Origin of the sequence: Exiguobacterium acetylicum, assembly GCF_019890935.1 — a bacterium.
Lineage (GTDB): Bacteria > Bacillota > Bacilli > Exiguobacteriales > Exiguobacteriaceae > Exiguobacterium_A > Exiguobacterium_A abrahamii.
Map to the genome: position 1 here is coordinate 603,388 of NZ_CP082333.1, position 24,443 is coordinate 627,830.

Below are 24,443 nucleotides of genomic sequence, written 5' to 3' on the forward strand. Positions count from 1 at the left end.
CAATGGAACTCCTATGCCGCAACTGCTCCTTTCAACAAACATTCCAACTCGGTCAACTAGAGGGTTGGCCGACATTTCCTGCTGTCTTGACGCAAGGGGTCGAAGCGTTCATGACGGGTCTCCCGCTTTGGTTCGTTCCGTCGATGCATGAACCGATTTTACAGCGGGCGTATGTAGACGACTGGAATCGATTTCGATTAATTCAGCACTATCAGCTTCATCAGGAGGAATTAGCGGATGGTTGGGTACCGTATCAATTGGATTTATACCACTGTCCGACTTGTCACCGATTTTCGAATCGATTTTGGTGTGCCCTGTTTTTGCAACTAGATGTCGTTCAACCACTTTACGAATGCCCACATGATCAGACGGAACTTGAACGAATCGAAATATCCGATATTGATCACTTTTCTTGTCCATCGTGTGATGGTCACTCCCTATATGTGCGTAGATGAAGCGAAAAAGCCATTCATTTCATGAAAGACTGATGAGAGAAATTCCTTCTCCATAGTCAATGCATGATATAGAATGGCTTTTTATCGATCATCAACCCATTTGCCGAAACGAAAATGTTTGAAAGGAAGAGGGTGATGAATTACTGACATCTAACGTATAGGTTGTACCATCAAAAATAATCGTATCGCCTAACCTTGCTTCAGGTGGTAAATAACGTCGTGGAATGAAACTTGAACCATTTTCCCATAGCAGGACAGCGTATTTGCCATCAAGTCGCTCCAGCGTACCACGTTTGATCATATTAACTCCTCCCACAATTACATCGAAGTCATCCCTCGGTCGATCAGGAACGTACTCTCTCTCTATCATTCTCTGTAATTTTTAATCTTATGTTTGGTATATTCCCAGTTCATTTCATATTTACACATGATTCTTTAAAAAAACGTGATTCCAAGCCGTTTTCGTCTTAAATCTGACGTATTTAACAGGAAATAAAGGAGATACTGATAAGAAAAAAAGACCCGATAGGACATATCGGATCTTTAAAATGAAATAGGCTCAAGAAGCGAGAGATTGTTTTGTTTCGATTTTCGTTGGACGAAGAAATGCGAGTAAAAACGTAAACAATGGTGAAAGGAGTAAAAAGAATGCGAACGGAACGTATGCTGTTACTGGGACACCGAGTGTCGAAGCGAAGAACGCCCCAGAAACACCCCATGGAATAAGCGGATTGACGAGTGTTCCGCCATCCTCGAGTGAACGAGAGAGGAAGCGCGGATCAATCTGACGCTCTTCAAAGATTTTCTTGAATGCTTGACCCGGAAGCAAGATAGACAAGTATTGTTCCCCAGCCATCACGTTTACACCGATAGACGATAGGGCGACGGATGAAATGATGCTACCATCACGTTTTAGTTTAGAAACGGTCCGTTCAATGACCACGTCAATGACACCGATACCACGTAAGACACCACCGAACGCAAGGGCGAGCATGACGAGCGACACTGACCACATCATCGATTGCAATCCACCTTTACTAATGATGGATGTAACCGTCTTACTAGAAGATTCTAGTTTTAATCCGTTCTGAATGACTGCCATCCAGTTCGAGATATTCCAGTTTCCTTGTACAAGACCTGTTAACAACAATCCACTTAAAACACCAGCAACAAGTGTTGGGATGACGGGCATCTTACGTAATGCTAATACCATGACGAGCAACGGTGAAAGCAACGTCCAAGGTGACAACTCAAACAAACGAGTTAACTCCTGCTGTGTCGTTTGAACAACGGATGAATCGACATTTCCACTACTACGTCCGAAAATGAAGAATAAGATGAATGTGATCGTGATAGCGGGAATCGTCGTTCCCATCATGAAACGAATATGATCGAACACAGACACATTGACGATTCCGGGCGCGAAATTCGTCGTATCTGATAAAGGTGACATCTTATCTCCGAAACAAGCTCCACTGATGATGGCACCTGCTGCAAGTGCAGGATTGACGCTCAGTGCAATCGCGATTCCCATCAAGGCAACACCGACCGTACCGATCGTTGTAAACGAACTACCTGTAAAGGTCGAGACGACCATCGCAATCAGAAGAGCGCTCGGTGCGAACCAAGTCGCTGAAAGTGTCGATAACCCAAAATGAAGAAGGGTCGGCACTGCGCCACTCATCATCCAGACCGCGATCGTCATACCGACGAGCAACATGATCAAGATCGGTTTAATCGCTTCACGAATACCTTGAATCATATGGTGTTCGACGTCCTCGAACTTAAAACCGCGGTAAACGGCATATCCTGAGACGAAAATAAGACTGGACAAGATGGCAAGATGCGGTTCGGCTTTAGCACCGAATAACGCGGACAATAAGATGATGATACTGATTCCTAGGATAGCTGCGGATTCACGGAATGACATGCGCATGCTTCCACCTCCTTATATAAATATGAAGTATGATAGCACTCTGTTACTAACACGCTTTTATGCACAAAAGCATTGAACAAACGTAATACTAACGAATATTATGGAGGACGTCAACCGTAAGAGTGTCGATGAAAAATATAAAAAATCGAAATTGTGACGATTTTTTGTCGTAAACGCTTTCTTTTTTAGCTCAAATCTTGCACAATAAGAAGTATCAAATGACATTTTTGTGAACGATGAGGAGGATACATATGTTTACATTGATTTTTGTAGTAGTCGTCGCGATCATGGGTGCAGGCGTATTTGGGATTGATCATCTCGTAGCGCAACGTGCGGAAAAGCGTTAAGTAGATGCGTGTAAAAGAAGCGTTGAAGGGACTGTCTTATAGAAGACAATCGCTTCAGCGCTTCTTTTTTTGTAAAAAAACTAATAAAAATTCAATTGACAGTATAAATATACATATGTTTAAATCGGTATAACATTCTTTGAAGGGGAGCGTACAGATATGAAATGTACCATCATCGGAGCAACAGGATACACCGGAATTGAACTGATTCGCCTACTAGAAGCACATCCTTCCTTTGAGATCGTCTGTTTGATGAGTGACTCGATGGCGGGGGAATCCATGCATAATGTATTCCCATTCATGAATAAAAAAACATATTCCTCGTTATCTTCCTTTTCGGTGGAGCATTTGATGGAAACCGAGACGGATATGGTGTTCCTGGCGACACCGAGTGGGATTTCGAAGCATTACTTAGAACAACTTAAAAATTGGTCCGGTTACGTCATTGATTTAAGTGGCGATTTGAGACTTCCAGCTGAAGCATATGCAACGTGGTATGACAAGGAACCAATTGATGCCCAGTTACAACAAAGAGCAACTTATGGATTACCAGAATGGAATCGTCAATCTATTACATCGAGCAAATGGATTGCGAATCCGGGCTGTTACGCGACAGCAGTTTTGCTTGGACTAACACCATTCTTAAAAGAGAAAAAAATTGATCCATCTCAAATCATCATTCAAGCTTCTTCTGGTCTGACGGGAGCAGGGAAAACGTTGACGGCACAAACGCATCATGTCCATTCAAGCGAAAACGTTCGCTTGTATAAAGTGAATCAGCATCAGCATATCCCGGAAATTGAGCAAGCGTTTTTCGAATGGACCGGATCATCGCATCCGATTACGTTCTCGACTCAACTACTACCGATCAATCGAGGCATCATGGCGATTATGACGGTTCAGCCGTTGATCGATTTATCGGAAACGGAGTGGCGATCTTGGTTGACTGATCAGTATGCAACGGAACCATTCGTCCGAATCCAACACGCTGATCCGGAAATCAAATCCGTCGTCGGGAGTAATCACTGTGATTTGACCGTTTATAAGGATGATCGGACAGGGCGAGTGACCATCGTTTCAGTCATCGATAACATGCAAAAAGGAGCTGCCGGACAAGCTGTTCAAAATGCCAACATTCTAGCTGGTTTTGATGAGACATCCGGTTTAACGCAACAGCCGATCTACATTTAATCATTAGAAAAAGAAAGAGGAGGAACGCCTGTGTGGCAAGTACAAGTAGAGACCCCATTGACGATCACGACACCGAAAGGATTTCAAGCATCCGGGATACATGTGGGTCTGAAACGAAAGCGGAAGGATTTAGGTCTGATCTGGTGTGAAGCAGGAGCAAGCGCTGCAGCTGTCTATACGACGAATCAGGTGCAAGCAGCACCAATCACTGTGACGAAACAAGCGATTCAGGCGTCACAAGGTCGTATTCATGCCGTCCTTGTCAACAGCGGGAACGCGAATGCATGTACAGGGGAACTAGGGTTATCCCATGCGTATATGTCGCAACAAGCGATGGCGAAAAGTTTAAATGTTGCTCCAGAACAAGTCGCGATTGCTTCAACGGGGATCATCGGTCAACCGTTAGCCATTGATACGTTACTGGCAGGTATTCCACAGCTGATGCCTACAAATGACAAGGATGCCGCGGATGATTTTGCTCATGCAATCCTGACGACCGATACTGGTACGAAAACAGCTGGTCAACAATACATGCAAGGGGATATCCAAATTTCAGTCTGTGGTGTGGCAAAAGGGTCAGGGATGATTCATCCGAACATGGCGACGATGCTTGGTTTCTTGACGACCGATGCAACGATTGAATCGGATGTCTTACAGACACTGTTGCGCCGGACGATTCATCGGACGTTCAACTGCATTACCGTAGATGGAGACAGTTCGACAAATGACATGGTCATGATTTTGGCGAGCGGAGCTGCAGGAGGAGCAACGATCGTTGAAGGCACGGACGAAGCGTTAGCATTCGAACAGGCGATCGAAACGGTTTGTCAAGATTTAGCGAAACAGATTGCGCGGGACGGGGAAGGCGCGACGAAGTTGATCGAAGTGACGGTAGAGGGAACACAAACCGATGAAGTAGCACGAATGGTCGCTAAACAAGTCGTCGGATCGTCTCTCGTCAAAACAGCCATCTTTGGGGAAGATGCGAACTGGGGACGAATCATCGCTGCTGTCGGAAGTATTAAGGAGCCACTCAATGTATCAAACGTTGACATCAAAATTGGTTCGCAGTGGGTGCTGCAACAGAGCATGCCTGTCTTATTCGATGAAACGATTGCATCACAGGATCTAGCACAGCAGGATGTACAGATTCACATTGACTTGCATGACGGCACAGGACAAGGACACGCTTACGGCTGTGACCTGACGTACGATTACGTCAAAATCAATGCGAGTTACCGGACATGACGAAACGAAAAGTCATCAAACTAGGTGGTAGTGTGTGGGAGCAATTGGATGTGCGATATTTCGAGGAATGGAAAGCGTGGGTCGAAACCGGTAACGAATTATTGATCGTCCATGGAGGTGGTCCTCTTCTATCGAGTTACTGTGAACAAGAGGGAATCAAGCCCGTGTTTCGAAACGGTGTCCGTGTAACGACGGATGGTGTCTTACTCGGAGCGCGACGGATCTTAGCAGGGGAAGTCCAATCCGGGATCGTCCAGCAGTTGAATCAAGCGGGAATTCCTGCCGTCGGGATGAGCGGATTAGACGGCGCAAGCGTCCATGGTAAAAAAGTCAAAGGACTCGGAGCAGTCGGTCAAATCACGCACATTCATCCACGATTATTCACGGTGTTGAGTACGAATGGTTATGTTCCTGTCGTCACATCCCTTGTCACAGGGGAGCAAGGTGTATTGAACAGTAACGGGGACGCGTGTGCGATTGCTGTCGCGAAAGCTTGGTCTGTCGACCGATTTGAATTGTTGACGGATGTCGAGGGTGTAAAAGTAAACGGTGACTATCAATCAGAAATCACGTCTGCAGCCATCGAAGCTGCGATAGCGTCGGGAGAAATTTACGGGGGAATGATTCCGAAGGTCGAAGCGATGATGCAGGCCACTCAGCATGGTATTCCAGAGGTCGTCATTCGGTCTGGGAAAAATGCGTTAGCTGCAGGGACACGAATCAAGGAGGAATTATATGAGTGCACTACTACCCACTTATCAACGTACTGATGTGGAATTGGTCAAAGGACAAGGGTCGATCGTAGAAGATGCGACAGGCAAGACGTATCTTGATTTCATCATGGGAATCGCTGTATGCAACACAGGACACCGTCATCCTTATATTCAGCAACGGCTAGAGGAACAGTTGAATCAAATTTGGCATACGTCGAATCTGTTTCAAATCGCGGCACAAGAGCGGGTCGCCGAGCGACTGACGGAAGACAGTCATCTCAGTTATGCCTTCTTTTGTAACAGTGGTGCGGAAGCAAACGAGGCGGCGTACAAACTCGTTCGAAAATGGACAGGGAAAACGGAAGTCGTCACGTTTAAACAATCTTTCCACGGGCGGACATTTGCGATGATGGGCGCAACAGGACAGGAGAAAATCAAAGCGGGATACGGTGAGATGGTGAATGGCTTCAAACATCTGCCGTTTAACGAGATGGAGAGCCTATCAGCGATTACGGAGCAAACTGCTGCCGTATGGCTTGAAATCATTCAAGGAGAGGGCGGAGTCGTCGTCGCTGACGATGCGTGGCTAGAAGCGTTGATGAAGAAGGCACAGCAATACGATGTCAAAATCATCGTCGATGAGGTACAGACCGGCATCGGTCGGACGGGATCTCGTTTTGCATTTGAACAGACACCCCTCGTACCGGATATCATCACTCTCGCAAAAGGACTTGGGAGTGGCCTCGCGGTCGGTGCGTTACTCGCGACGGAGGAGGCAGCGGAAGTATTCACACCTGGATCGCATGGTTCGACCTTTGGTGGAAATCCACTCGCGATGACAGCTGCGGAAGCCACACTTGACCTTTTGTTAAATGACACTGTCATGGCAGACGTTCAAGGAAAAGGCAAATTTTTGAGACAACAATTAGAGCAAAAGCTACCTAAATCCATCGTTCGCTCTGTTCGCGGACGTGGCTTGATGATGGGTATCGAGTGTGTGATACCTGTTGCACCGATGATTGATGCCTTACGTGAGAATGGTCTTCTCGTCGTATCGGCTGGTCCTCATGTCATTCGCTTATTGCCATCATTGTTCGTAACGGAACAGGAACTCATGCACGCCATCGAAAAAATACAACTCGTTTGTCAACAGGAGGTCATCGTATGAAACAATCCGGAAAGCTAACGCTTGCGAACGGAACGACGTTTACCGGTTCGTGGCAAGGAACAGCTCCAGTCAAAGGAGAGGTCGTCTTTTTTACAGGAATGACAGGATATCAGGAAGTCTTGACGGATCCATCTTATCAAGGACAAATTCTTGTCTTCACATACCCGCTGATCGGTCAATACGGTATTCAAGCGGAAGCGTCAGAAAGCAATCAGATTCAAGTCGCTGGTGTCATCGTTCAAACTTTGGCTGAGGACGGGGAAGGAACATCGCTCGCAAGTTGGTTGGGTGAAGCAAATGTGCCGATTTTGTCGGGAGTCGATACGCGTTCTCTTGTGCATCTATTACGGACGGAAGGCGATCAATTCGGAGACATGATGCAAGAGGATATGGCAGTCACTGCGTCAATCGACACAGCATACATCGCTTCCGTATCGACGACTTCAAACATCGAATACGTACCAGAAGTCGAACAGGGACACATTGTTTGTATCGATTACGGCGTAAAACAATCGATGATCGACGCTTTGCTTGAACGCCATATGCGTGTAACGGTCGTGCCATATAATACGACACCGGAACGGATTCAAGCGCTGGCTCCAGATGGTCTGCTGTTTTCCAACGGACCTGGTGATCCAACACAACTGGATCCATTTCTTTCAGGAATTCGTGAACTGGCGACGAGCTATCCGACACTTGGTATTTGTATGGGACATCAGGTTCTCGCTCATGCCTTCGGTTGTACCTTATTAAAACAACATCACGGACACCGAGGAGCGAATCATCCTGTACGTCATCTAGCATCCGGACAAGTGTTCATGACGTCTCAGAATCATGGTTATGCCGTTGATGTAAAAAGTATCGAAGCGTCTGAGATGGAACTTGCGTACGAACACATCAATGATGGATCCGTTGAAGGATTGATTCATCCGGTGCTACCAATCATGACAGTCCAATTTCACCCAGAAGCGAGTCCAGGACCGACAGAGGCGATGGTCGTCTTCGATCAATTCGTAAATAGCGTATTACATCAGGAGGTAGCATATGTGGGATAAACAGAAAGTACTCGTCATCGGTTCGGGTCCGATCGTCATCGGGCAAGCAGCAGAATTTGATTATTCCGGCACACAAGCCTGTCAGGCGCTTCGAGAAGCGGGATGCGAGGTCATCTTAATGAATTCGAATCCGGCTACTATCATGACGGATCCGAGCACGGCAGATCATGTCTATATTGAGGCGATGACTCTTGAAAAAGCAACGGCCATCATCGAACAAGATCGACCGTCCCATCTCCTAGCGACGGTCGGCGGACAAACGGCACTCAATCTTGCGATGTCACTTGAAGAAGCAGGCGTACTTGAACAATACGGTGTCGAACTTCTCGGAACTTCGCTTGAGACGATCCGAGACGGAGAAGATCGTGAACGATTCAAGCAAAAGATGATCGAACTCGCGCAACCGCTTCCGGAAAGTCAAACGATCGAGTCGTTAGCAGAGCTTGAGGAATTCATGGCAGTACACGGGGTGCCGCTCGTCATCCGACCAGCCTTTACGCTCGGGGGAACGGGTGGCGGCATCGCAGTGACGAAGGACGAGGCGCGTCTGTTAGCACAGAATGGCTTACAAGCGAGTCCGATTTCACAGTGTTTGGTTGAAGTGAGTATCGCTGGCTATAAAGAAGTCGAATATGAAGTCATGCGTGACAGCGCAGATACGACGATCATCGTCTGTAACATGGAAAACATCGATCCTGTCGGTGTCCATACCGGGGACTCGGTCGTCTTTGCACCGATTCAATCGATTTCGGATCGAATGAATCAACAATTGCGGACGGAAGCGCGTAAAATCGTATCGCATCTCGGTGTCATCGGTGGATGCAACATTCAATTCGCAATCCATCCGACGGAAGAACGCTATTTCGTCATTGAAGTCAATCCGCGTGTCAGTCGTTCTTCGGCACTTGCTTCCAAGGCGACGGGATATCCGATCGCAAAATTAGCGACACGTCTTGCGCTCGGTGAGCGACTCGACGATTGCATCAATCCTGTCACGAAAGAAACGATGGCAAGTTTTGAACCAACGATGGATTATATTACGGCAAAAGTGCCGTGTTTCCCATTCGATCTATTTACCGGCAGTAACCGGACGCTTGGAACACAAATGAAGGCGACGGGTGAGAGCATGGCGATGGGGAAGACGTTAGAAGAAGCGTTACAAAAGGCGTGGCGCGGTGCAGGAGTCGAGCAATCGCCTCTTTATCCGACATGGATGAAAACAGCGGAGGCTGACGTATTGTGGAAAGAAATAAAGGCGCCGACGGACCGTCGCTTGCTTGCGATGCTCGCGCTACTCGATCGCAAGGAGACGACCATCGAAGAACTCGTTGAACAGACGAAAGTACAAGCTTTATTCGTCAAAGTACTTCAACGTCTTGTCGATCAGCAACAAAAAATCGATGTAACGGATGAGAGTTCTCTAAAGCAAATCAAAATGATGGGCTTTACGGACGAACAAATTGCGCTTCTGACGGGCGTTAGTGCTGTAGAGATTAAGCACTTACGTAAAGAAAAAGGCATCCTTCCTGTCTATCACATGGTTGATACATGCGCGGGAGAGTTCAAGAGTACGACGCCTTATTTCTACGGAAACTGGAGTGGTCAAACGGAAGTCACAGCATCGGCGAAAAAGAAAGTCGCTGTCATCGGTGCGGGACCCATTCGAATCGGTCAAGGAATCGAATTTGATTATTGTTCCGTTCACGCGGTACGTGCATTGCAAGCATCCGGTTATGAAACGATCATGATCAACAATAATCCAGAAACCGTCTCGACCGACTTCGAAGTCGCAGATCGCCTGTATGTCGAGCCGTTGACACTTGAAGATGTCATGCATGTGCTAGAAGCAGAGGATTGCCAAGACGTCTTAGTCCAGTTCGGAGGACAAACGGGGATTGCGCTTGCGTCTGGTTTGGAGAACGCCGGTTATCATCTTCTCGGAACGACGGCAGATGTCATCGATCAAATGGAAGACCGTGAGCGGTTCTATCAATTTTTAGATGATATCGGTATCGATCGTATCCCAGGACAAGAAGTGGCGACGCATGAACAAATGATAGAAGTTGCAACAACGATCGGTTATCCGGTTATGATTCGCCCTTCCTATGTCATCGGAGGTAAAGGAATGCATATCATCCACGATCAAGAGCAATTAGAGATGATCGTGTCCGAATTATCATTCCCTGTCCTCGTGGATGCCTACCTCCAAGGAAAGGAAATCGAAGTCGACTGTATTACAGATGGAACAACGACATACGTTCCGATTTTGATGGAGCAATTGGAACGCGCAGGAGTTCACTCTGGAGATTCGACGATGATTCTGCCACCTGTATCGCTCAGCGCTACCGTTCAGAGCGAAATCGAGCGAATTGCACAGATGATCGGGCAACGAATGGATTATAAAGGAGCGTACAATATCCAATTCGTCTTGCATGACGATCAAGTCTACGTGCTAGAAATCAATCCACGTGCCTCCCGCACGTTACCAATCGTCGCCAAAGTAACAGGTCAACCGATCTTGCAGTGGGCAGTCCAAGCAGCGGTCGGTCAAGCGGTTGTACTACCGACGGAACAGACGAAACTTGATTTCCATGCCGTCAAGACCCCTGTTTTTTCAACGCTGAAACTACAAGGTGTCGATCCGAAAACAGGTCCCGTCATGCGTTCGACAGGTGAAACGCTGCAATGGACGACAGACGGACTGGCGCTGGAACGTTTCATTTTCGACGAGACGACAAAACGACATTTGACGACGAGAGACATCATCGTTGCTGGAGCAGATACAGAGGCTTTCGGAACGGGTGTAGCATTAGATGAAACGATTGACTGGGCACAATGTGCGATTTTCTATTCGCACGTGACAGAAGAAAAAGCGAGTCGCGAAGCAGCGCTTGCTGCCGGGGTACAAGTTCTGACAGAACCTGAACTAGCACATTATCATCTACAAGCGACAGAAAAGTCCCCTTATGCTGTGAAGCCACTTCATACATGGACAGAGCCGATCAAGGAGGAAATAAAATGAAGACGATGCAACAACTAAAGCATTTCTTGACGATGGCGGAACTGACGCCGGAAGCACTGACGGATCTATTGGCACTCGCGAAAGACATCAAGCATCAGCCGAGTGTCTACCAAAACGCATTAAGCCATAAAAAAGTGGCCTTATTGTTTGAAAAGGCATCGACGCGAACACGTCTATCGTTTGAGGTGGGTGTCGTCGAACTCGGTGGACATCCGATCGTGCTAAGTGGAGCAGATATGCAAATCGGGCGGGGAGAGCCGCTCTCAGATACGATTCAAGTCATGAGCCGTTACGTCGATGCCCTGATGATTCGGACGTTCGGTCATGAGATCGTCGACACACTTGCGGCACATGGTACGATTCCAATCATCAATGGATTGACGGATTTACACCATCCGTGTCAAGTCCTTGCTGACTTGCTGACAATCGAAGAGACATTTGGAACACGATCCGGAAAGATTTTGACATATATCGGGGACGGAAATAACATGGCGCATTCGCTGATGATTGGTGGAGCGCTCAGTGGAATGGAAGTTCGCATCTGTGCGCCGGAGGCGTATGCTCCTGATCCACAAATCGTTCATGAGGCACAAGTCATTGCGAAGGAAACGGGTGGAAACATCATCGTCATGACGGATCCTGAGGAAGCAGCGAGTGGTGCAGACGTCGTGTATACGGATGTCTTCGCGAGTATGGGACAAGAAGAAGAAGCGACGATGCGTCTGCAAGCATTTGAAGGATATCAGGTTAATGCCAATATTATGAATCAAGCAAATGATGAAGCTATTTTCTTGCATTGCCTTCCGGCGCATCGCGGGGAGGAAGTCACGGAGGACGTCATCGATGGCAAGCAATCGGTCATCTTCGATCAAGCTGAGAATCGCCTCCACGCACAAAAAGCGTTGCTCGTCACATTACTTGGATAACCATAAAAGACTCGGTCGCCAATTTGGCGACCGAGTCTTTTGGTTGAGCGAAGTTAATCATAATGGCGTCGGGCTAATCGTTCTTCTTGTTCTTTTTTGACTTGTCGCTTATTTTTTTCATGCAGACGTTTCATAAAAGGGGTCGTTTGCCAAGACGGAGCCCAGTCGGATTCTTTTCCGGCACGGAGGGCAAGAATATAATCATAGCTCTGATGAAGTCGTTCGATCATCTCTGTTCGGACATCACAAATGTGACCGTGTCCGGGAATCAAGAGTTTGACTTCATATTCATAAATGAACGACTCGAGTAACTCGAGCGTCGTCAAATACTCAGAGGAATCGTGTTCGATCAAGGGGATTTCAACGTCTGAAGCATAATCGCCGCAGACTAACAAGTGAAGTGGCATGACGATGAAGGAAAGATGAGTCGCTTCATGACCGGGCGTCAAAAAGAAGATTAACTTCGTTTGTCCGATTGTTAAAATCGTCTCAGACTCATGGATGACATGTGTCACGTCTGGGAAAAGGACGGGGGAATCGATATAGAACTCATCATTAAAATCTTGGACGGCTTGGAGCGCTTCTTGTCGGTCGATATCGATGAACGGTTTAGAAGCGATGACGATGGCATCCGTAAAGGCATAGGCACCTAAAATATGATCGAAATGGGCATGCGTATAGACGACGTATAATGGTCGTTCGCGACGCACGATTTCGACGTCTCGACGAATCGTTGCAATCTCATCGGGAAGCCAGCCAGGGTCGACGACGATCAGACAATCAGGCGTCTCGATTAATGTCGAAGTCGTTTTCATGAGTGTACTTTGATAGATCGTCACGCCGGGCATTTTCATCTGAATCATACGAATCCTCCTTTACGAATCTCTATCTATATCGTTGTATACCCATAAATTCGTTGGAATCATCAGCAGAAAAAATAAAAAAAGACGACTCGCACGTCGCGAGTCGCCTGCCCTCTAGAGGGAAATGGTCCTAGACCTATGTTATGTCATAATTGGAGCGGGTGAAGAGAATCGAACTCTCGTCATCAGCTTGGAAGGCTGAGGTTTTACCATTAAACTACACCCGCGTATCGGCTACATGAAATATAGTAGCATAGCAAAGAGTGCATTTCCATAACTTTTATGAAAAAAAGCAATTTCTTTTAAGATTCGGTGTACAATAATACTAGTTAATCGTTTCCAATGGTAATCTTGATTTGCAATATGGGTAAAGTTGGGTAGAGGAGAGAGTGTCTGGTGAATGAAGTGCGAGTTTGGAGCGAACAGTCGATGGGAAAAGGATGGAAGGCGATCTGTCACCATCAATTCGATCGTCATCGCTTATTGATAGGAGAGTGGTTCCATAACGTAGGTGTACTTGCTTTTTCCATCAATCAAGATGCGGATTTGCTACCGGATGTCCTTCCAAACACATTCGATCTGCCGCTCGTCTCGGAACGTGTGCAACGCGTCATTGCAGCATACGCGCCTTTTTCTGTACAATGTCTCAAGGTACATCTTGAGACGAAGGACGGAGTGGTTCCGTACTATCTTCTCAATCTCTTATCTGTCAGTCGGATCGAACATCTACATACGACGGATGTATTCCGTCCGGTCCCGAGACGACGCGTCTATTTTTTGACAGAGCGACGAATCAGCGATTCGATTTGTCCGCATCATCTTATGCGAGATGAGCGCACGCATCGCATGTTCGTCTCTGCTCAACTCGCTCGACAATTCGAGCGTATGGCTGTGACGGGTATCCGCTTTGAAGAGATACAACGAATGGAGGAATTCAAATGAAACAGTACACAGTCGATCATTGGATCACGCTAGAATATCCAAAGGTATTCGAATATCAAGAAGAAGAGACATATGTCAGTTTTTATTCGACGGATGAAAATGCAATGGGTACGCTCCAATTATCCATTTATGAGTCCGATTCAGAAGAATTGACACCGTATGAGGCGGCGGAACAAGAAATCAATCTGTTGGTGGAAGAGTTCGGCATCGAACTAACAGGAGCACTTGAAGTCCGTCGTAATTCAACAAAAGAAGCGTTGCTTGCAGTAGATGGGAAAGAAGAAGATATCTTCTTACGGATCTACGCGTATTCGGACGGGGAACGGTTAGTCTTATTGACGTACTCCGCAGAACGCGAGACGCTTGAAATCGAAGAAATTGAAGCGATGATTTCTTCACTGACTTGGATTCAATGAAGGATACGATAGAAGTGCAAAAGGCAGCGGATCACAAGGATCCGCTGCCTTTTTTTTATATCGATTGATGTGGCTTAAGAAGAACGGGAAGATGACTGTTTAGCTGCAGGATTGACTTGTTTATTCAACCAGCTCGCGATATCGGCAAAAACGCGGATGCGTTCGAACTCATGGAAGAGCTCATGACGTAACCCTCGATAAATCGTCAGCTGTACAGCATCGACACGGACACGATTATACATATCAAACAAATGATGGATACCTTTTCCGTCGAACGCGACCGCGTCATCTCCACCAGCAAGCAATAAGAGGGGTAAGTGACGTGGATGCTGATAGACGGAAGCAAGTGCGTTGACGAGCTTCGTTGCATGCAAGAGTTCGTGGAAGAACCCAAGCGTGACCGTTTGACCGGACAATGGATCTGCATCATAGCGCATGACGGATTGAGGATCCGAAGAGAGCCAAGCATTTTTAGAAAGTGCTGGGAAGAAGCGTAAGTTATACCGTCCGAACACGAGTTGTCCAAACCGTTCAGCAGGGTGTGTTGCTGACAGCTGATGGATTTGACGTTCGACGAGTTTTTGGCTGACATCACCGAGTAAGCCTGTGCTAGTCGGAGGGCCGCTCGCGATGATTCCGGCTACCGTATGACCGAGTGTTTGACCGATCCGGCGAGCGATCAATGAACCAAAACTATGACCAAAAATGAACACCGGTAGCGTCGGATAACGCTCTTTGATGTCAGAGACGAGTTCTTCTGCATCCTGCATCAATTGTTTAAACCCTTGATTCGGCTCAAGGTGTCCAAGTGTTCCAAGCTGTGCTGCTCGAGTTCCGAAACAGCGTAAGTCTGCGATGATCGTGTGGTAATGATGCGCATAGAGGAATTCTGCGAATTCCTCATACCGTGCGCCATGCTCCATCATCCCGTGAAAGACGATCACGACTCCTTTAGGATCATGGGCTTCGAGGCTATGCAATGTCGTAGTATAGCCGTCAGAGGCTATCCAATGTGAATGATCAATCGTCATGTAACTCATCCTCTCATCAAGAAAGTCCGAATACCTGTCCGTCTTCCGATACGCCCATGTGGAAGGCGGCAGGAACTGCGGGTAATCCTGGCATCGTTAATACATTCCCAGTCAATGCAACGATGAACCCTGCACCAACCGATGGTCGGATTTCGCGGACCGTGATCGTGAAGTCTTCGACACGACCATAACGAGCAGGATCATCGGTTAAAGAAAATGGTGTTTTTGCCATACAAATCGGTAACTCATTCAATCCCATCTCCGTACACCGTTCGAGTTCGCGGAGCGCTTTGTCTTCAAAATGAACGTCGGCTGCACCGTAGACACGCTTTGCAATACGCTCGATCTTTTGGCGAAGCGGTAAGACGTCAGGATACAGTGGACGGAACTGGCTCGGTTCCTCAAGAGCTTGCATGACTTCCGTGACGAGTGCTTCGCCACCAGCCCCCCCTTTACTGAAGACTTCACTTTCCGCGACGCGAATATTACGATCCTGACACCATTCTAGGATCATGTTCCGTTCTGCTTCCGTGTCGGTGAAGAAACGGTTCAAGGCAACGACGGCAGGGACACCGAACAGATTCATTGTCTCGACGTGTTTTTCAAGTAACGCAAGACCATCTGTTAAGGCAGCGAGATTTTCTTCGCTGAGTTGTGTTTTGTCGACACCTCCGTGCATCTTCAAGGCACGCACCGTAGCGACGATAACGACGGCATCCGGATGGAGTCCACCAATCCGTGATTTGATGTTGAAGAACTTTTCGGCACCTAAATCGGCTCCGAATCCTGCTTCTGTGACAACGTAATCACTTAGCTTCAGTGCGGTTTGTGTTGCAATCAAAGAGTTACAGCCATGTGCGATGTTCGCGAATGGTCCACCGTGAATCAATGCTGGTGTTCCTTCGACGGTTTGAACGAGGTTCGGACGGAACGCATCTTTCAGGAGCAACGTCGCAGCTCCTGAGGCCTGAATATCTTTGACCGTAACCGGTTGTTGATCGTACGTATAGGCGACGACGATGCGACTCAAGCGTCGTTCGAGATCCGTGATAGAGTCTGCTAGACAGAGGACCGCCATGATTTCGGAAGCGACCGTGATATCGAATCCATCTTGACGCGGCACACCATGCGCAGGACCACCAAGACCAATCGTAACTTGGCGCAAGGCACGGTCATTCAAATCAAGGACGCGTTTCCAGACGATACGACGCGGATCGATGCCAAGGATGTTACCTTGATGCAGGTGATTGTCGAGCAAGGCACTGATTGTATTATGAGCAGATGTGATCGCATGCATATCGCCTGTGAAATGAAGGTTGATCTCTTCCATCGGTAGGACTTGGCTATAGCCACCACCACACGCGCCACCTTTTAAGCCCATCGTCGGACCGAGTGAGGGTTCCCGTAAACAAATCATCGTCTTGTGGTTTGCCCGATGCAACGCCTGTCCGAGTCCGACAGTGACGGTTGATTTTCCTTCACCGGCGGCTGTCGGATTGATGGCAGTGACAAGGATCAATTTACCGTCAGATTTCGTTGCCAATCGGTTCAACAGTCCGTCTGTCAACTTCGCTTTATACTTTCCGTACGTGTCAAAATCCTCTTCTTGCAAACCAATCCGGTTCGCAATTTCTCGAATCGGGCGTAAGACGGTTTGCTGTGCGATTTCTAAGTCTGAACGAATGGTCTTTTCCATGGTATCGACTCCCTCTTTGATTGGATCTCTCTTTTTTCTAATAGTAGCGTATCTAGTGCGAACGCGCCAAAAGAAAACGTTCAATATTTTCCACCCAATGGGTCAAATGGTGACGTGTTCAAGTGTTAGAGAAAGACGTACTGTAGAGTGGAGGAGGGATGAAACAATGACATCTGGGCAAAAGAAGTGGAAACGCGGTCTTGATTTTTGGCTCTTCGTCGGACCGGTCTTTCTTGTATTCGCAGTGATCGTGCTTGTACCGTTTTTCAATGGCGTCATGTATTCGTTCACGGATTGGAACGGTGTAACCGGAGAATTAAATTGGATCGGCTTTGATAACTATGTCCGTCTCTTTACGAGTGACGAGCAGTTCCAGCAGTCATTTTGGTTGACGACGAAATATACGGTCGTCGCCGTCATCTTAACGAATGTCGTCGGTTTCATCTTGGCGTTCTTATTGACACAAAATATTCGCACGCGTAATTTCTTACGAACGATTTTCTTCATGCCGAACTTGATTGGTGGGTTGATCCTCGGGTTCGTTTGGCAGTTCATCTATGTCAAAGGCTTCGCATCAATCGGTGAATTGACAGGATGGAGTATATTTGAACTTCCATGGTTAGGAGATGCCCGAACAGGATTCTGGGGTATCGTCATCGTTTCGATTTGGCAAGGTGGCGGTTACATCATGGTCATCTATATCGCGGCTCTACAAAACGTGCCGCAAGAGCTGATTGAAGCGGCAAAAATCGATGGTGCCAATCGTCTCTCGACGTTACGGAACATTACGTTGCCACTGATCATGCCGTCGGTCACGATCTGTTTGTTCTTGACGATTTCATGGTCCTTCAAGTTATTCGATACGAACTTATCCCTAACGAATGGTGGACCATTCAAATCGACCGAAATGCTTGCTTTAAACATTTATAAAGAATCGTTTACGAACAATAATCTTGGACTCGGGTCAGCGAAAGCGATCATCTTCTTCGTTGTTGTCGCCGCGATTACAGTCACTCAAGTCTATCTGACGAAAAAACGGGAGGTGGAAGCATGAGTACGGCACAACCGTTACCCACTCCACAAGAGGAGAAACCGAAGCGCTCCAAAAAGACGAGAGGTCGTTATTCACTCCGTCTTGGAACAGTCGAACTGGCAGCCTTATTGATGGGGCTTCTGTATATGATTCCGTTTTATTACGTCGTCTCGAATTCATTCAAGACGCAGGGAGATATCTTTACGAATACATCTGGCCTACCAAAGGAATGGATGACGTCCAACTATTCAGAAGCATGGGAAGCCATGAACTTCGGAAAAGTCTTTTTAAACTCCGTCATCATTACAGTCGGCGCTAACGCGGTCATCATCATCTTTTGTTCGATGGCAGCTTGGAAACTCGTCCGGACGAAAACACGCTTGTCAACGATCATCTTTTTCTTATTCGTTGCCGCGATGATCATTCCATTCCAGTCGATCATGATTCCCTTATCGAAACTGTCTGGTGATCTCGGATTGCAGAACAGTTATTGGGGATTGATTCTGATGTATCTTGGTTTTGGATCTGGATTATCAATCTTCTTATACCATGGATTCATGAAGTCGATTCCTGAAGAAATCGAAGAGGCAGCCATCATTGATGGTTGTTCACAATGGGGTGTGTTCTGGCGCATCGTGTTCCCATTACTCAAACCGATCACGGTCACGATCATCATCTTGAACACGCTTTGGATTTGGAATGATTTCCTACTGCCATCGCTGATGTTACGAGACGTCGATTTACGAACGATTCCACTCGCGACGTTCTATTTCTTCGGTCAGTATACGAAGCAGTGGGACTTAGCACTTGCCGGACTCGTCCTCGGGATCATTCCGTTATTGTTGTTCTTCTTTGCCTTACAAAAACAGATCATTCAAGGAATTACGAGTGGATCCATCAAATAATTTTTGTAAGCGCGTTCTCGCTTCTGCGAGAACGCTTTTTTCATGTTTTACACGTCAGATTAATCTGACAACTTTTATTTTTTTTGAAAAAAAGTCTTTTCAAATACTTGCGACCTGTTGTACGATGTTCTCAATTCAATTGTAACAACGACGTTGAAGGGAAGAGTAACACCTTGTACGACCGTATAGCGAGCTGGGGATGGTGAGAGCCCAGTCGGAAGCAAGATGCGAAGAACCTCCCGGAGTCGCTACCCGAACCCGAATGTCAGTAGGCGTAGCCGGAGTTGCCTGTCCGTTATCATATGGCCGAAGATGAAGTGATTCGTCTTTTGAGTGAGCAACATCGTTGCTAACATGGGTGGTACCGCGGAACCGAGTCTTTCGTCCCATATTCTTGGGAAAGAAGGGCTCTTTTTTATGGCTTCTTTTTCAAAACACAATTGAGGAGGAACACCACCATGACAACACTCGTATCGATGAAACACACACAGGAAGCTATCACACTCGTAAAGAAACGCTTTGAAGAACGCTTTTCGACGACACTCGGATTGACACGTGTCGAAGCACCATTGTTCGTAGAAAGCACACTCGGTGTCAACGATCATCTCAACGGCGTAGAACGAATCATTCGCTTCGATGCCTTGGATCACACAGCAGATCTTGAAATCGTACAATCTCTTGCGAAATGGAAGCGTCAAGCGCTTCATACGTACGGATTTGAAGCGGGAGAAGGATTATACACGTTGATGCATGCGATTCGTCGCGATGAGATGCTGGATGCGACACACTCCATTCACGTCGATCAGTGGGATTGGGAACGGATCATTACGAAAGAACAACGGACGAGTGCTTATTTACAAGAAACGGTACAAGCGATCTATGCAACGATTCGCCAAGTCGAACAAGAAGTAGAAGCGGAGTATGGTATTTCAGCGATCTTACCGGAAACGATTCATTTCATGACAACACAAGAGTTAGAGGATGCGTATCCGACACTTTCGACGAAAGAACGTGAAACAGAAGTCACGAAAGCATATGGCGCCGTTTTCCTCATGCAAATCGGTGGCGCACTGGCTTCAGGTGAGAAGCATGATGGTCGGGCGGCTGACTACGATGACTGGACACTCAACGGTGACATTTTAGTACACCATCCAGAAATCGGAGCATTCGAATTGTCTTCAATGGGTATTCGCGTTGATCGTGAAGCGTTGTTGAAACAGACAGCGATTGCTCAAGAAGAGGATAAATTGGCATTCCCGTTCCATCAAGGTGTGCTCGAAGAACGTCTACCGTTAACGATGGGTGGAGGAATCGGTCAATCTCGTATGGCGATGTTCTTATTGAAGAAGCGTCACATCGGTGAAGTCCAAGCTTCTGTCTGGTCAGAAGAGACGCGTAAAAGTCTCCAAGCGGAAGGCATCCACTTGCTCTGACATATATATAGTAAGAAAGCGTCAAAACAGAATGTTTTATAAAGCAAAGGGTATGCTTCGATTCAGAAGCGTGCTCTTTTTTTAGGTTCGTACGACCTCAGGCGGAGGAAAGACGTGTCGATTCCTGATAGAATGGGGATAACAATAAATAAGAAAGAGGTGAAAGCATGTCTTCTCTATTAATTGTTGGGATACTCATCCCTATTTTGTTCATTGCGTTTCTTTGGTTTAACATTAAGGGCTTACGGACGATGTGGCGGGATTATAAACAGACAGGCTCAATCGTTGCACTCGGTTTCTTCATTGTCGGGATTATCGGAATCTTCACAGGCGTCTGGACGACGTTAGTCGTCATCATTTATTATCTCCTCCGTCCAGCGAGAGGATGAACGGAGGGTTACTCGTATGTTGGAATGGTTGTTTTCAGCCGGAGAATCCAATCTCTGGCTGTTTTTAGGAATTATGATCGTTGGTCTTGGAACAGAATTGATTCCGGCAGAAGTGGGCTTACCGTTGCTCGGTCTATATGTGTCGAACGGAACGGTCAGTTGGACAACTGCTGTTCTGGTCGGTTTTTTAGGAAGTCTGATGGGCGCGACGGTCTTTTATCTTCTAGGTCGTTATGCAGGTCGTCCGATACTTATCCGGTACGGCAAATGGTTACTGATTAAAGAAAAAGAAATTGAGCAAGGGGAGCGCATCGTCGGGAAATATGGAACATGGTCTGCTTTGTTCGGACGCTTTTTCCCCGTCGTGCGCTCGGTCGTCTCGATTCCGTGTGGTTTGTTTGGTCTTTCGTTCAAACGCTATTTACTCGCTTCAAGTATTGGACTTTTTCCGGTTTCCTTCTTTTACATCTGGGTCGGTGAACGATTCGGAGTAGAACGTGCTGAATCCATGCTAAAAGGATTAGAACAGGAGTTATGGTGGATCTTAGGTGGAATCGTCGTGATTCTTGGTGGATACGTTCTCTACCGTCGTGCTAAAGCGAAGCGTAAAGAACAGAAGCAAGACACACAAACGAAACAACAAGATTCATGAATATGTAAAAAAACAACGCAGTGGATCTTCAGGATCCACTGCGTTGTTTCATGAACAGATTAAGCGGGAGGAAACAGGAATCGCTTCAGTGTCTTGATCCGATGTTTTGGGGTAAGCAGTAGTAACTGATCATTGCCTTCTAGGGCAGTGTCCCCACGTGGTGTAATGATTTGATCATCACGGATGATAGCTGTGATCAAAAATTCCTGAGGCAAATCAATCTCTGAAATCGTCGTTCCAATGAATGGATGGGACATCGGTAAGGTCAATTCAATGATTTCCGCATTCGGTTTACCGATTGACATGAATTCAATGACGGTATGGATAGCAGAAGTCTGTGTTTCGTTCAGTCGTAACCGCTCGGAAAGGAACGTCAACATACTCCCTTGAATTAGCGTAGATAGTAAGACTGTGAAAAACACGATATTGAAGATCATCGATGCATTCTCGATATCCGCAACGAGAGGGTATGTCGCGAGAATGATCGGTACTGCTCCTTTTAGACCAGCAAAAGAAATGAAGACCTTCTCTTGCCACGAATAACGAAACGGAAGAAGACTTACCCAGACTGACAAAGGACGAGCGATGAAAATGAGGATCAGCGCCAGCGCAATGGAAGACAGGATGACCTGAACATCGAGCAATTGTTTCGGAAAGACAAGTAGACCGAGCACGATGAACATTCCGATTTGGGCAAGATGCGCCATACTCATCGTAAAACGAACGAGTGTCTGTCGGTAGACGAGTTCATGATTACTGATGTAGATCGCTGTGACATAAACGGCTAAAAATCCACTGGCATGGAACGTATCAGCTAAACCGAAAGACAGGAAAGCAAACGACATGAGCATGATCGGATAAAAGCTAGAAGAGGACAAATCGATCCGATTGATCAAGGTCGAAGCTGCCCATCCGATGAACAAACCAATCAGAAGTCCCATTGCCATTTCCCAAACGAGTGATCCAAGACCCGATAAGAGCGATGCTTCTTCAGGGTTTGTCACGAACTCAAGGAACAAGACAGTCAAAAAGACGGCCATCGGGTCATTCGTACCGGACTCAACTTCGAGTGTTGATCCGACTTTCCGTCGAATCGGCTGACCACTCAAGACAGAAAAGATAGCAGCGGCATCCGTCGAACCAACGATTGCCCCGAGTAAAAAAGCATTCGCCCAACTAAAGCCCAGAATATAATGGGAAGCAACGGCAACGATGGATGTAGCGATGAAGACCCCGAACGTCGCAAGCGAGAGGGAAGGGGCTAATTCATGACGCACTTCCTTCCAAACTGTTTGCAGACCACCTTCGAATAAGATGATGATGAGGGCGACGGTTCCAAGAAGCTGAGCCAGTTCTGCATCGTCAAAACGAATGAACCCCGTAATGTCGCTTCCAGCAATCATACCAAGGGCGATAAAAATCAGTAGAGCAGGAATATTCAGACGACTTGATAACTTCGTCGTCCAGACAGCGGCAAACAGCAATATACCAATCAATAAAATCGTGAGTTGCAAGGACATGGCATCAAACTCCTATTCATAAAAGAATCTCTAGTTTCATGATACAACAATTCCGATGAAAAGACTCGGATAACGATTGTTCAATATTTTCCACCACACCGGACAACTTTCTCTCTCTTCATTGCAAGCGTTTTCATTTATTGTGAAGATGTAGCACGAAATGAAACGAAATCAGGGAGGGAATCCGAATGCGTAAAAGAAGATGGGCAGCATTACCTGTCGTCACGACGGCGATGGTCGTCGCTTTGGCAGCATGTGGTGGCGGTACATTGAATAGCGATGACTCGAAAGATAGTGGTTCAAAAGATGGTAAGACGCTCAACGTATTCCAATTCAAGGCTGAAATCGCAAAAGACATGGAAAAGATGGCAAAAGCGTATGAAAAGGAAACCGGGACGAAAGTCGTCGTGCAAACAGTCGGTGGTGGTTCGGACTATGGCGCGGCTCTGAAATCACAGTTCGCTTCAGGTAATGAACCGGATGTCTTTAACAACGGTGGCTTTACGGAAGCAAAGACATGGCAGGATAAGTTAGAAGACTTGTCAGATGAAAAGTGGGTCGGTGATCTAACGGATCTATCAAAAGAGCCAATGACGATTGATGGTAAATTGTATGGTATGCCAATGAACCTTGAGGGGTATGGCTTTATCTACAATAAAGATATCTTCAAAAAAGCCGGTATCACGGAACTTCCGAAAACATTAACTGAATTGACGGAAGCTTCTAAGAAGCTGAAGGCAGACGGAGTGACGCCATTCTCGATTGGGTACGGAGAGTGGTGGATTCTCGGTAATCACTTGTTGAACATTCCGGTCGCACAGCAGGATGATCCAGATCAGTTCATCGCGGATCTCAACTCTGGAAAAGCGAAGTTCGAGGACAATAAACAGTTCAAGGAATTCATGAATCTATTTGATTTAACGATTGAGTACGGGAATAAAAATCCGTTAACGACGGACTACAACACACAAGTCTCTCAATTTGCTGAAGGTAAGACAGCGATGCTTCAACAAGGGAACTGGGCACAACAATTGATTACGGACGTCAATCCGGACATCAACATGGGCTTCATCCCGATGCCGATCAATGATGATAAAGAAAAAATGGATCGTCTTCCTGTCGGCGTACCAAACAACTGGGTCGTCAATAAGAACTCGAAGAACAAAGCAGAAGCGAAAAAATTCCTCGAGTGGATGGCGACGTCTGACACAGGAAAAGACTACATGGTCAATAAATTTAAATTCATCCCTGCCTTTAAATCAATCGAAGCGAAAGATTTAGGACCGCTTGCAGATGATATTCAAGCATACTCGAAAGACGGAAAAACGATCTCATGGAACTGGTTCAAGTATCCGGATGGTGCTGTAAACGAGTTCGGAGCGATCATGCAAGCATATGTTGGTAAGCAAAAAACAGCTGACGAGATGCTGCAGGACTTCACGAAAACATGGGATAAAATGAAGAAATAAGAACTGATTCAAAAAAACATGCCTGTTCCGATC

The 24,443-nt window shown here is 46.7% G+C and carries 22 protein-coding genes, 1 tRNA gene and 1 other annotated feature; of the genes, 16 read left to right on the forward strand and 7 right to left on the reverse strand.

The genetic code is table 11. The annotated features are described in order from the left end of the window. The first annotated feature begins 2 nt into the window (after positions 1–2). Entirely contained in the window at positions 3–455 is a 453-nt protein-coding gene (locus K7G97_RS03155) for a hypothetical protein (RefSeq protein WP_223041360.1), read from the forward strand. A 91-nt stretch (positions 456–546) separates the two neighbouring features. Here K7G97_RS03155 and K7G97_RS03160 read toward each other — a convergent pair whose 3' ends face one another. Both K7G97_RS03160 and nhaC read right to left on the reverse strand, forming a co-directional pair. Continuing rightward, on the reverse strand, positions 547–756 hold the full coding sequence (locus tag K7G97_RS03160; RefSeq protein WP_023467214.1) for a DUF3006 domain-containing protein: 210 nt from the start codon (positions 754–756) through the stop codon (positions 547–549). Positions 757–1,014: 258 nt separating this feature from the next. Beyond that, positions 1,015–2,391, reverse strand: coding sequence for a Na+/H+ antiporter NhaC (gene nhaC, locus K7G97_RS03165; protein WP_223041361.1), 1,377 nt, complete (start codon positions 2,389–2,391; stop codon positions 1,015–1,017). Between the two features lie 506 nt (positions 2,392–2,897). Here nhaC and argC point away from each other — a divergent pair. The 7 genes from argC to argF are packed head-to-tail and all read left to right on the forward strand — an operon-like array spanning position 2,898 to position 12,061. Further along, complete coding sequence (argC, locus tag K7G97_RS03170) at positions 2,898–3,929, forward strand: N-acetyl-gamma-glutamyl-phosphate reductase (RefSeq protein ID WP_223041362.1); 1,032 nt, start codon at positions 2,898–2,900, stop codon at positions 3,927–3,929. A 30-nt stretch (positions 3,930–3,959) separates the two neighbouring features. Further along, positions 3,960–5,177, forward strand: coding sequence for a bifunctional glutamate N-acetyltransferase/amino-acid acetyltransferase ArgJ (gene argJ, locus K7G97_RS03175; RefSeq protein WP_223041363.1), 1,218 nt, complete (start codon positions 3,960–3,962; stop codon positions 5,175–5,177). Beyond that, positions 5,174–5,947, forward strand: coding sequence for an acetylglutamate kinase (argB, locus tag K7G97_RS03180; RefSeq protein ID WP_223041364.1), 774 nt, complete (start codon positions 5,174–5,176; stop codon positions 5,945–5,947). The genes argJ and argB overlap by 4 nt, the downstream gene beginning before the upstream one ends. Next, a complete protein-coding gene (locus tag K7G97_RS03185; RefSeq protein ID WP_223041365.1) occupies positions 5,913–7,058 on the forward strand; it encodes an acetylornithine transaminase in 1,146 nt (381 codons plus the stop codon). Before argB ends, K7G97_RS03185 begins: the two co-directional genes overlap by 35 nt. After that, positions 7,055–8,113, forward strand: coding sequence for a carbamoyl phosphate synthase small subunit (locus tag K7G97_RS03190; protein WP_223041366.1), 1,059 nt, complete (start codon positions 7,055–7,057; stop codon positions 8,111–8,113). The genes K7G97_RS03185 and K7G97_RS03190 overlap by 4 nt, the downstream gene beginning before the upstream one ends. Next, the gene (gene carB / locus K7G97_RS03195; RefSeq protein ID WP_223041367.1) at positions 8,103–11,135 is read left to right on the forward strand and encodes a carbamoyl-phosphate synthase (glutamine-hydrolyzing) large subunit; all 3,033 of its coding nucleotides are present in this window, start codon (positions 8,103–8,105) and stop codon (positions 11,133–11,135) included. The genes K7G97_RS03190 and carB overlap by 11 nt, the downstream gene beginning before the upstream one ends. Further along, the gene (gene argF, locus K7G97_RS03200) at positions 11,132–12,061 is read left to right on the forward strand and encodes an ornithine carbamoyltransferase (protein ID WP_223041368.1); all 930 of its coding nucleotides are present in this window, start codon (positions 11,132–11,134) and stop codon (positions 12,059–12,061) included. Before carB ends, argF begins: the two co-directional genes overlap by 4 nt. A gap of 53 nt (positions 12,062–12,114) precedes the next feature. Here the strand turns inward: argF and K7G97_RS03205 are convergent, their stop codons facing one another. Further along, positions 12,115–12,924 (reverse strand): MBL fold metallo-hydrolase, encoded by an 810-nt coding sequence (locus K7G97_RS03205; protein WP_223041369.1) that lies wholly within the window; start codon positions 12,922–12,924, stop codon positions 12,115–12,117. Between the two features lie 153 nt (positions 12,925–13,077). Next, a tRNA-Gly gene (locus K7G97_RS03210) sits at positions 13,078–13,151 on the reverse strand. Between the two features lie 169 nt (positions 13,152–13,320). Here K7G97_RS03210 and K7G97_RS03215 point away from each other — a divergent pair. Together K7G97_RS03215 and K7G97_RS03220 are read left to right on the forward strand one after the other, a co-directional pair. Further along, positions 13,321–13,866, forward strand: coding sequence for an imm11 family protein (locus K7G97_RS03215; RefSeq protein WP_244290094.1), 546 nt, complete (start codon positions 13,321–13,323; stop codon positions 13,864–13,866). Continuing rightward, a complete protein-coding gene (locus K7G97_RS03220; protein WP_023467229.1) occupies positions 13,863–14,282 on the forward strand; it encodes a hypothetical protein in 420 nt (139 codons plus the stop codon). The genes K7G97_RS03215 and K7G97_RS03220 overlap by 4 nt, the downstream gene beginning before the upstream one ends. 74 nt (positions 14,283–14,356) lie before the next feature. Here the strand turns inward: K7G97_RS03220 and K7G97_RS03225 are convergent, their stop codons facing one another. Both K7G97_RS03225 and K7G97_RS03230 read right to left on the reverse strand, forming a co-directional pair. Further along, positions 14,357–15,313, reverse strand: coding sequence for an alpha/beta fold hydrolase (locus K7G97_RS03225; protein WP_082202576.1), 957 nt, complete (start codon positions 15,311–15,313; stop codon positions 14,357–14,359). Between the two features lie 16 nt (positions 15,314–15,329). Beyond that, entirely contained in the window at positions 15,330–17,009 is a 1,680-nt protein-coding gene (locus K7G97_RS03230) for a formate--tetrahydrofolate ligase (RefSeq protein WP_223041370.1), read from the reverse strand. 166 nt (positions 17,010–17,175) lie between these two features. On the opposite strand from K7G97_RS03230, the gene K7G97_RS03235 reads away from it, so the two are divergent. The 5 genes from K7G97_RS03235 to K7G97_RS03255 all read left to right on the forward strand — a co-directional run bounded on the left by K7G97_RS03235 (position 17,176) and on the right by K7G97_RS03255 (position 21,421). Next, positions 17,176–18,063 carry a carbohydrate ABC transporter permease gene (locus tag K7G97_RS03235; protein ID WP_023467232.1) on the forward strand — a complete coding sequence of 296 codons (888 nt, stop codon included), beginning with the start codon at positions 17,176–17,178 and terminating at the stop codon, positions 18,061–18,063. Then, positions 18,060–18,947 carry a carbohydrate ABC transporter permease gene (locus K7G97_RS03240; RefSeq protein ID WP_087682156.1) on the forward strand — a complete coding sequence of 296 codons (888 nt, stop codon included), beginning with the start codon at positions 18,060–18,062 and terminating at the stop codon, positions 18,945–18,947. The genes K7G97_RS03235 and K7G97_RS03240 overlap by 4 nt, the downstream gene beginning before the upstream one ends. A gap of 144 nt (positions 18,948–19,091) precedes the next feature. Then, positions 19,092–19,339, forward strand: a binding site (T-box leader). A gap of 66 nt (positions 19,340–19,405) precedes the next feature. Next, positions 19,406–20,380, forward strand: a complete 975-nt coding sequence (asnA, locus tag K7G97_RS03245; protein ID WP_035398809.1) for an aspartate--ammonia ligase — start codon at positions 19,406–19,408, stop codon at positions 20,378–20,380. A 167-nt stretch (positions 20,381–20,547) separates the two neighbouring features. Next, positions 20,548–20,769 carry a hypothetical protein gene (locus K7G97_RS03250; RefSeq protein WP_053452239.1) on the forward strand — a complete coding sequence of 74 codons (222 nt, stop codon included), beginning with the start codon at positions 20,548–20,550 and terminating at the stop codon, positions 20,767–20,769. Positions 20,770–20,785: 16 nt separating this feature from the next. Further along, positions 20,786–21,421, forward strand: coding sequence for a DedA family protein (locus K7G97_RS03255; RefSeq protein ID WP_223041371.1), 636 nt, complete (start codon positions 20,786–20,788; stop codon positions 21,419–21,421). Positions 21,422–21,480: 59 nt separating this feature from the next. On the opposite strand, the gene K7G97_RS03260 is transcribed toward K7G97_RS03255, so the two are convergent. Next, positions 21,481–22,941, reverse strand: a complete 1,461-nt coding sequence (locus K7G97_RS03260) for a potassium/proton antiporter (protein WP_023467237.1) — start codon at positions 22,939–22,941, stop codon at positions 21,481–21,483. Positions 22,942–23,129: 188 nt separating this feature from the next. Here K7G97_RS03260 and K7G97_RS03265 point away from each other — a divergent pair, with 188 nt between their 5' ends. Continuing rightward, on the forward strand, positions 23,130–24,410 hold the full coding sequence (locus tag K7G97_RS03265) for an ABC transporter substrate-binding protein (protein WP_223041372.1): 1,281 nt from the start codon (positions 23,130–23,132) through the stop codon (positions 24,408–24,410). Positions 24,411–24,443 lie beyond the last annotated feature (33 nt).

Coding starts and splice junctions, on each gene's coding strand:
- K7G97_RS03220 (WP_023467229.1), top strand. CDS start 13,863: ATGAAACAGTACACAGTCGATCATTGGATCACGCTAGAATATCCAAAG.
- argC (WP_223041362.1), top strand. CDS start 2,898: ATGAAATGTACCATCATCGGAGCAACAGGATACACCGGAATTGAACTG.
- K7G97_RS03260 (WP_023467237.1), bottom strand. CDS start 22,941: ATGTCCTTGCAACTCACGATTTTATTGATTGGTATATTGCTGTTTGCC.
- argF (WP_223041368.1), top strand. CDS start 11,132: ATGAAGACGATGCAACAACTAAAGCATTTCTTGACGATGGCGGAACTG.
- K7G97_RS03240 (WP_087682156.1), top strand. CDS start 18,060: ATGAGTACGGCACAACCGTTACCCACTCCACAAGAGGAGAAACCGAAG.
- K7G97_RS03265 (WP_223041372.1), top strand. CDS start 23,130: ATGCGTAAAAGAAGATGGGCAGCATTACCTGTCGTCACGACGGCGATG.
- K7G97_RS03155 (WP_223041360.1), top strand. CDS start 3: ATGGAACTCCTATGCCGCAACTGCTCCTTTCAACAAACATTCCAACTC.
- K7G97_RS03255 (WP_223041371.1), top strand. CDS start 20,786: ATGTTGGAATGGTTGTTTTCAGCCGGAGAATCCAATCTCTGGCTGTTT.
- K7G97_RS03235 (WP_023467232.1), top strand. CDS start 17,176: ATGACATCTGGGCAAAAGAAGTGGAAACGCGGTCTTGATTTTTGGCTC.
- K7G97_RS03190 (WP_223041366.1), top strand. CDS start 7,055: ATGAAACAATCCGGAAAGCTAACGCTTGCGAACGGAACGACGTTTACC.
- asnA (WP_035398809.1), top strand. CDS start 19,406: ATGACAACACTCGTATCGATGAAACACACACAGGAAGCTATCACACTC.
- K7G97_RS03205 (WP_223041369.1), bottom strand. CDS start 12,924: ATGATTCAGATGAAAATGCCCGGCGTGACGATCTATCAAAGTACACTC.
- argB (WP_223041364.1), top strand. CDS start 5,174: ATGACGAAACGAAAAGTCATCAAACTAGGTGGTAGTGTGTGGGAGCAA.
- K7G97_RS03185 (WP_223041365.1), top strand. CDS start 5,913: ATGAGTGCACTACTACCCACTTATCAACGTACTGATGTGGAATTGGTC.
- carB (WP_223041367.1), top strand. CDS start 8,103: ATGTGGGATAAACAGAAAGTACTCGTCATCGGTTCGGGTCCGATCGTC.
- nhaC (WP_223041361.1), bottom strand. CDS start 2,391: ATGCGCATGTCATTCCGTGAATCCGCAGCTATCCTAGGAATCAGTATC.
- K7G97_RS03250 (WP_053452239.1), top strand. CDS start 20,548: ATGTCTTCTCTATTAATTGTTGGGATACTCATCCCTATTTTGTTCATT.
- K7G97_RS03225 (WP_082202576.1), bottom strand. CDS start 15,313: ATGACGATTGATCATTCACATTGGATAGCCTCTGACGGCTATACTACG.
- K7G97_RS03230 (WP_223041370.1), bottom strand. CDS start 17,009: ATGGAAAAGACCATTCGTTCAGACTTAGAAATCGCACAGCAAACCGTC.
- K7G97_RS03160 (WP_023467214.1), bottom strand. CDS start 756: ATGATCAAACGTGGTACGCTGGAGCGACTTGATGGCAAATACGCTGTC.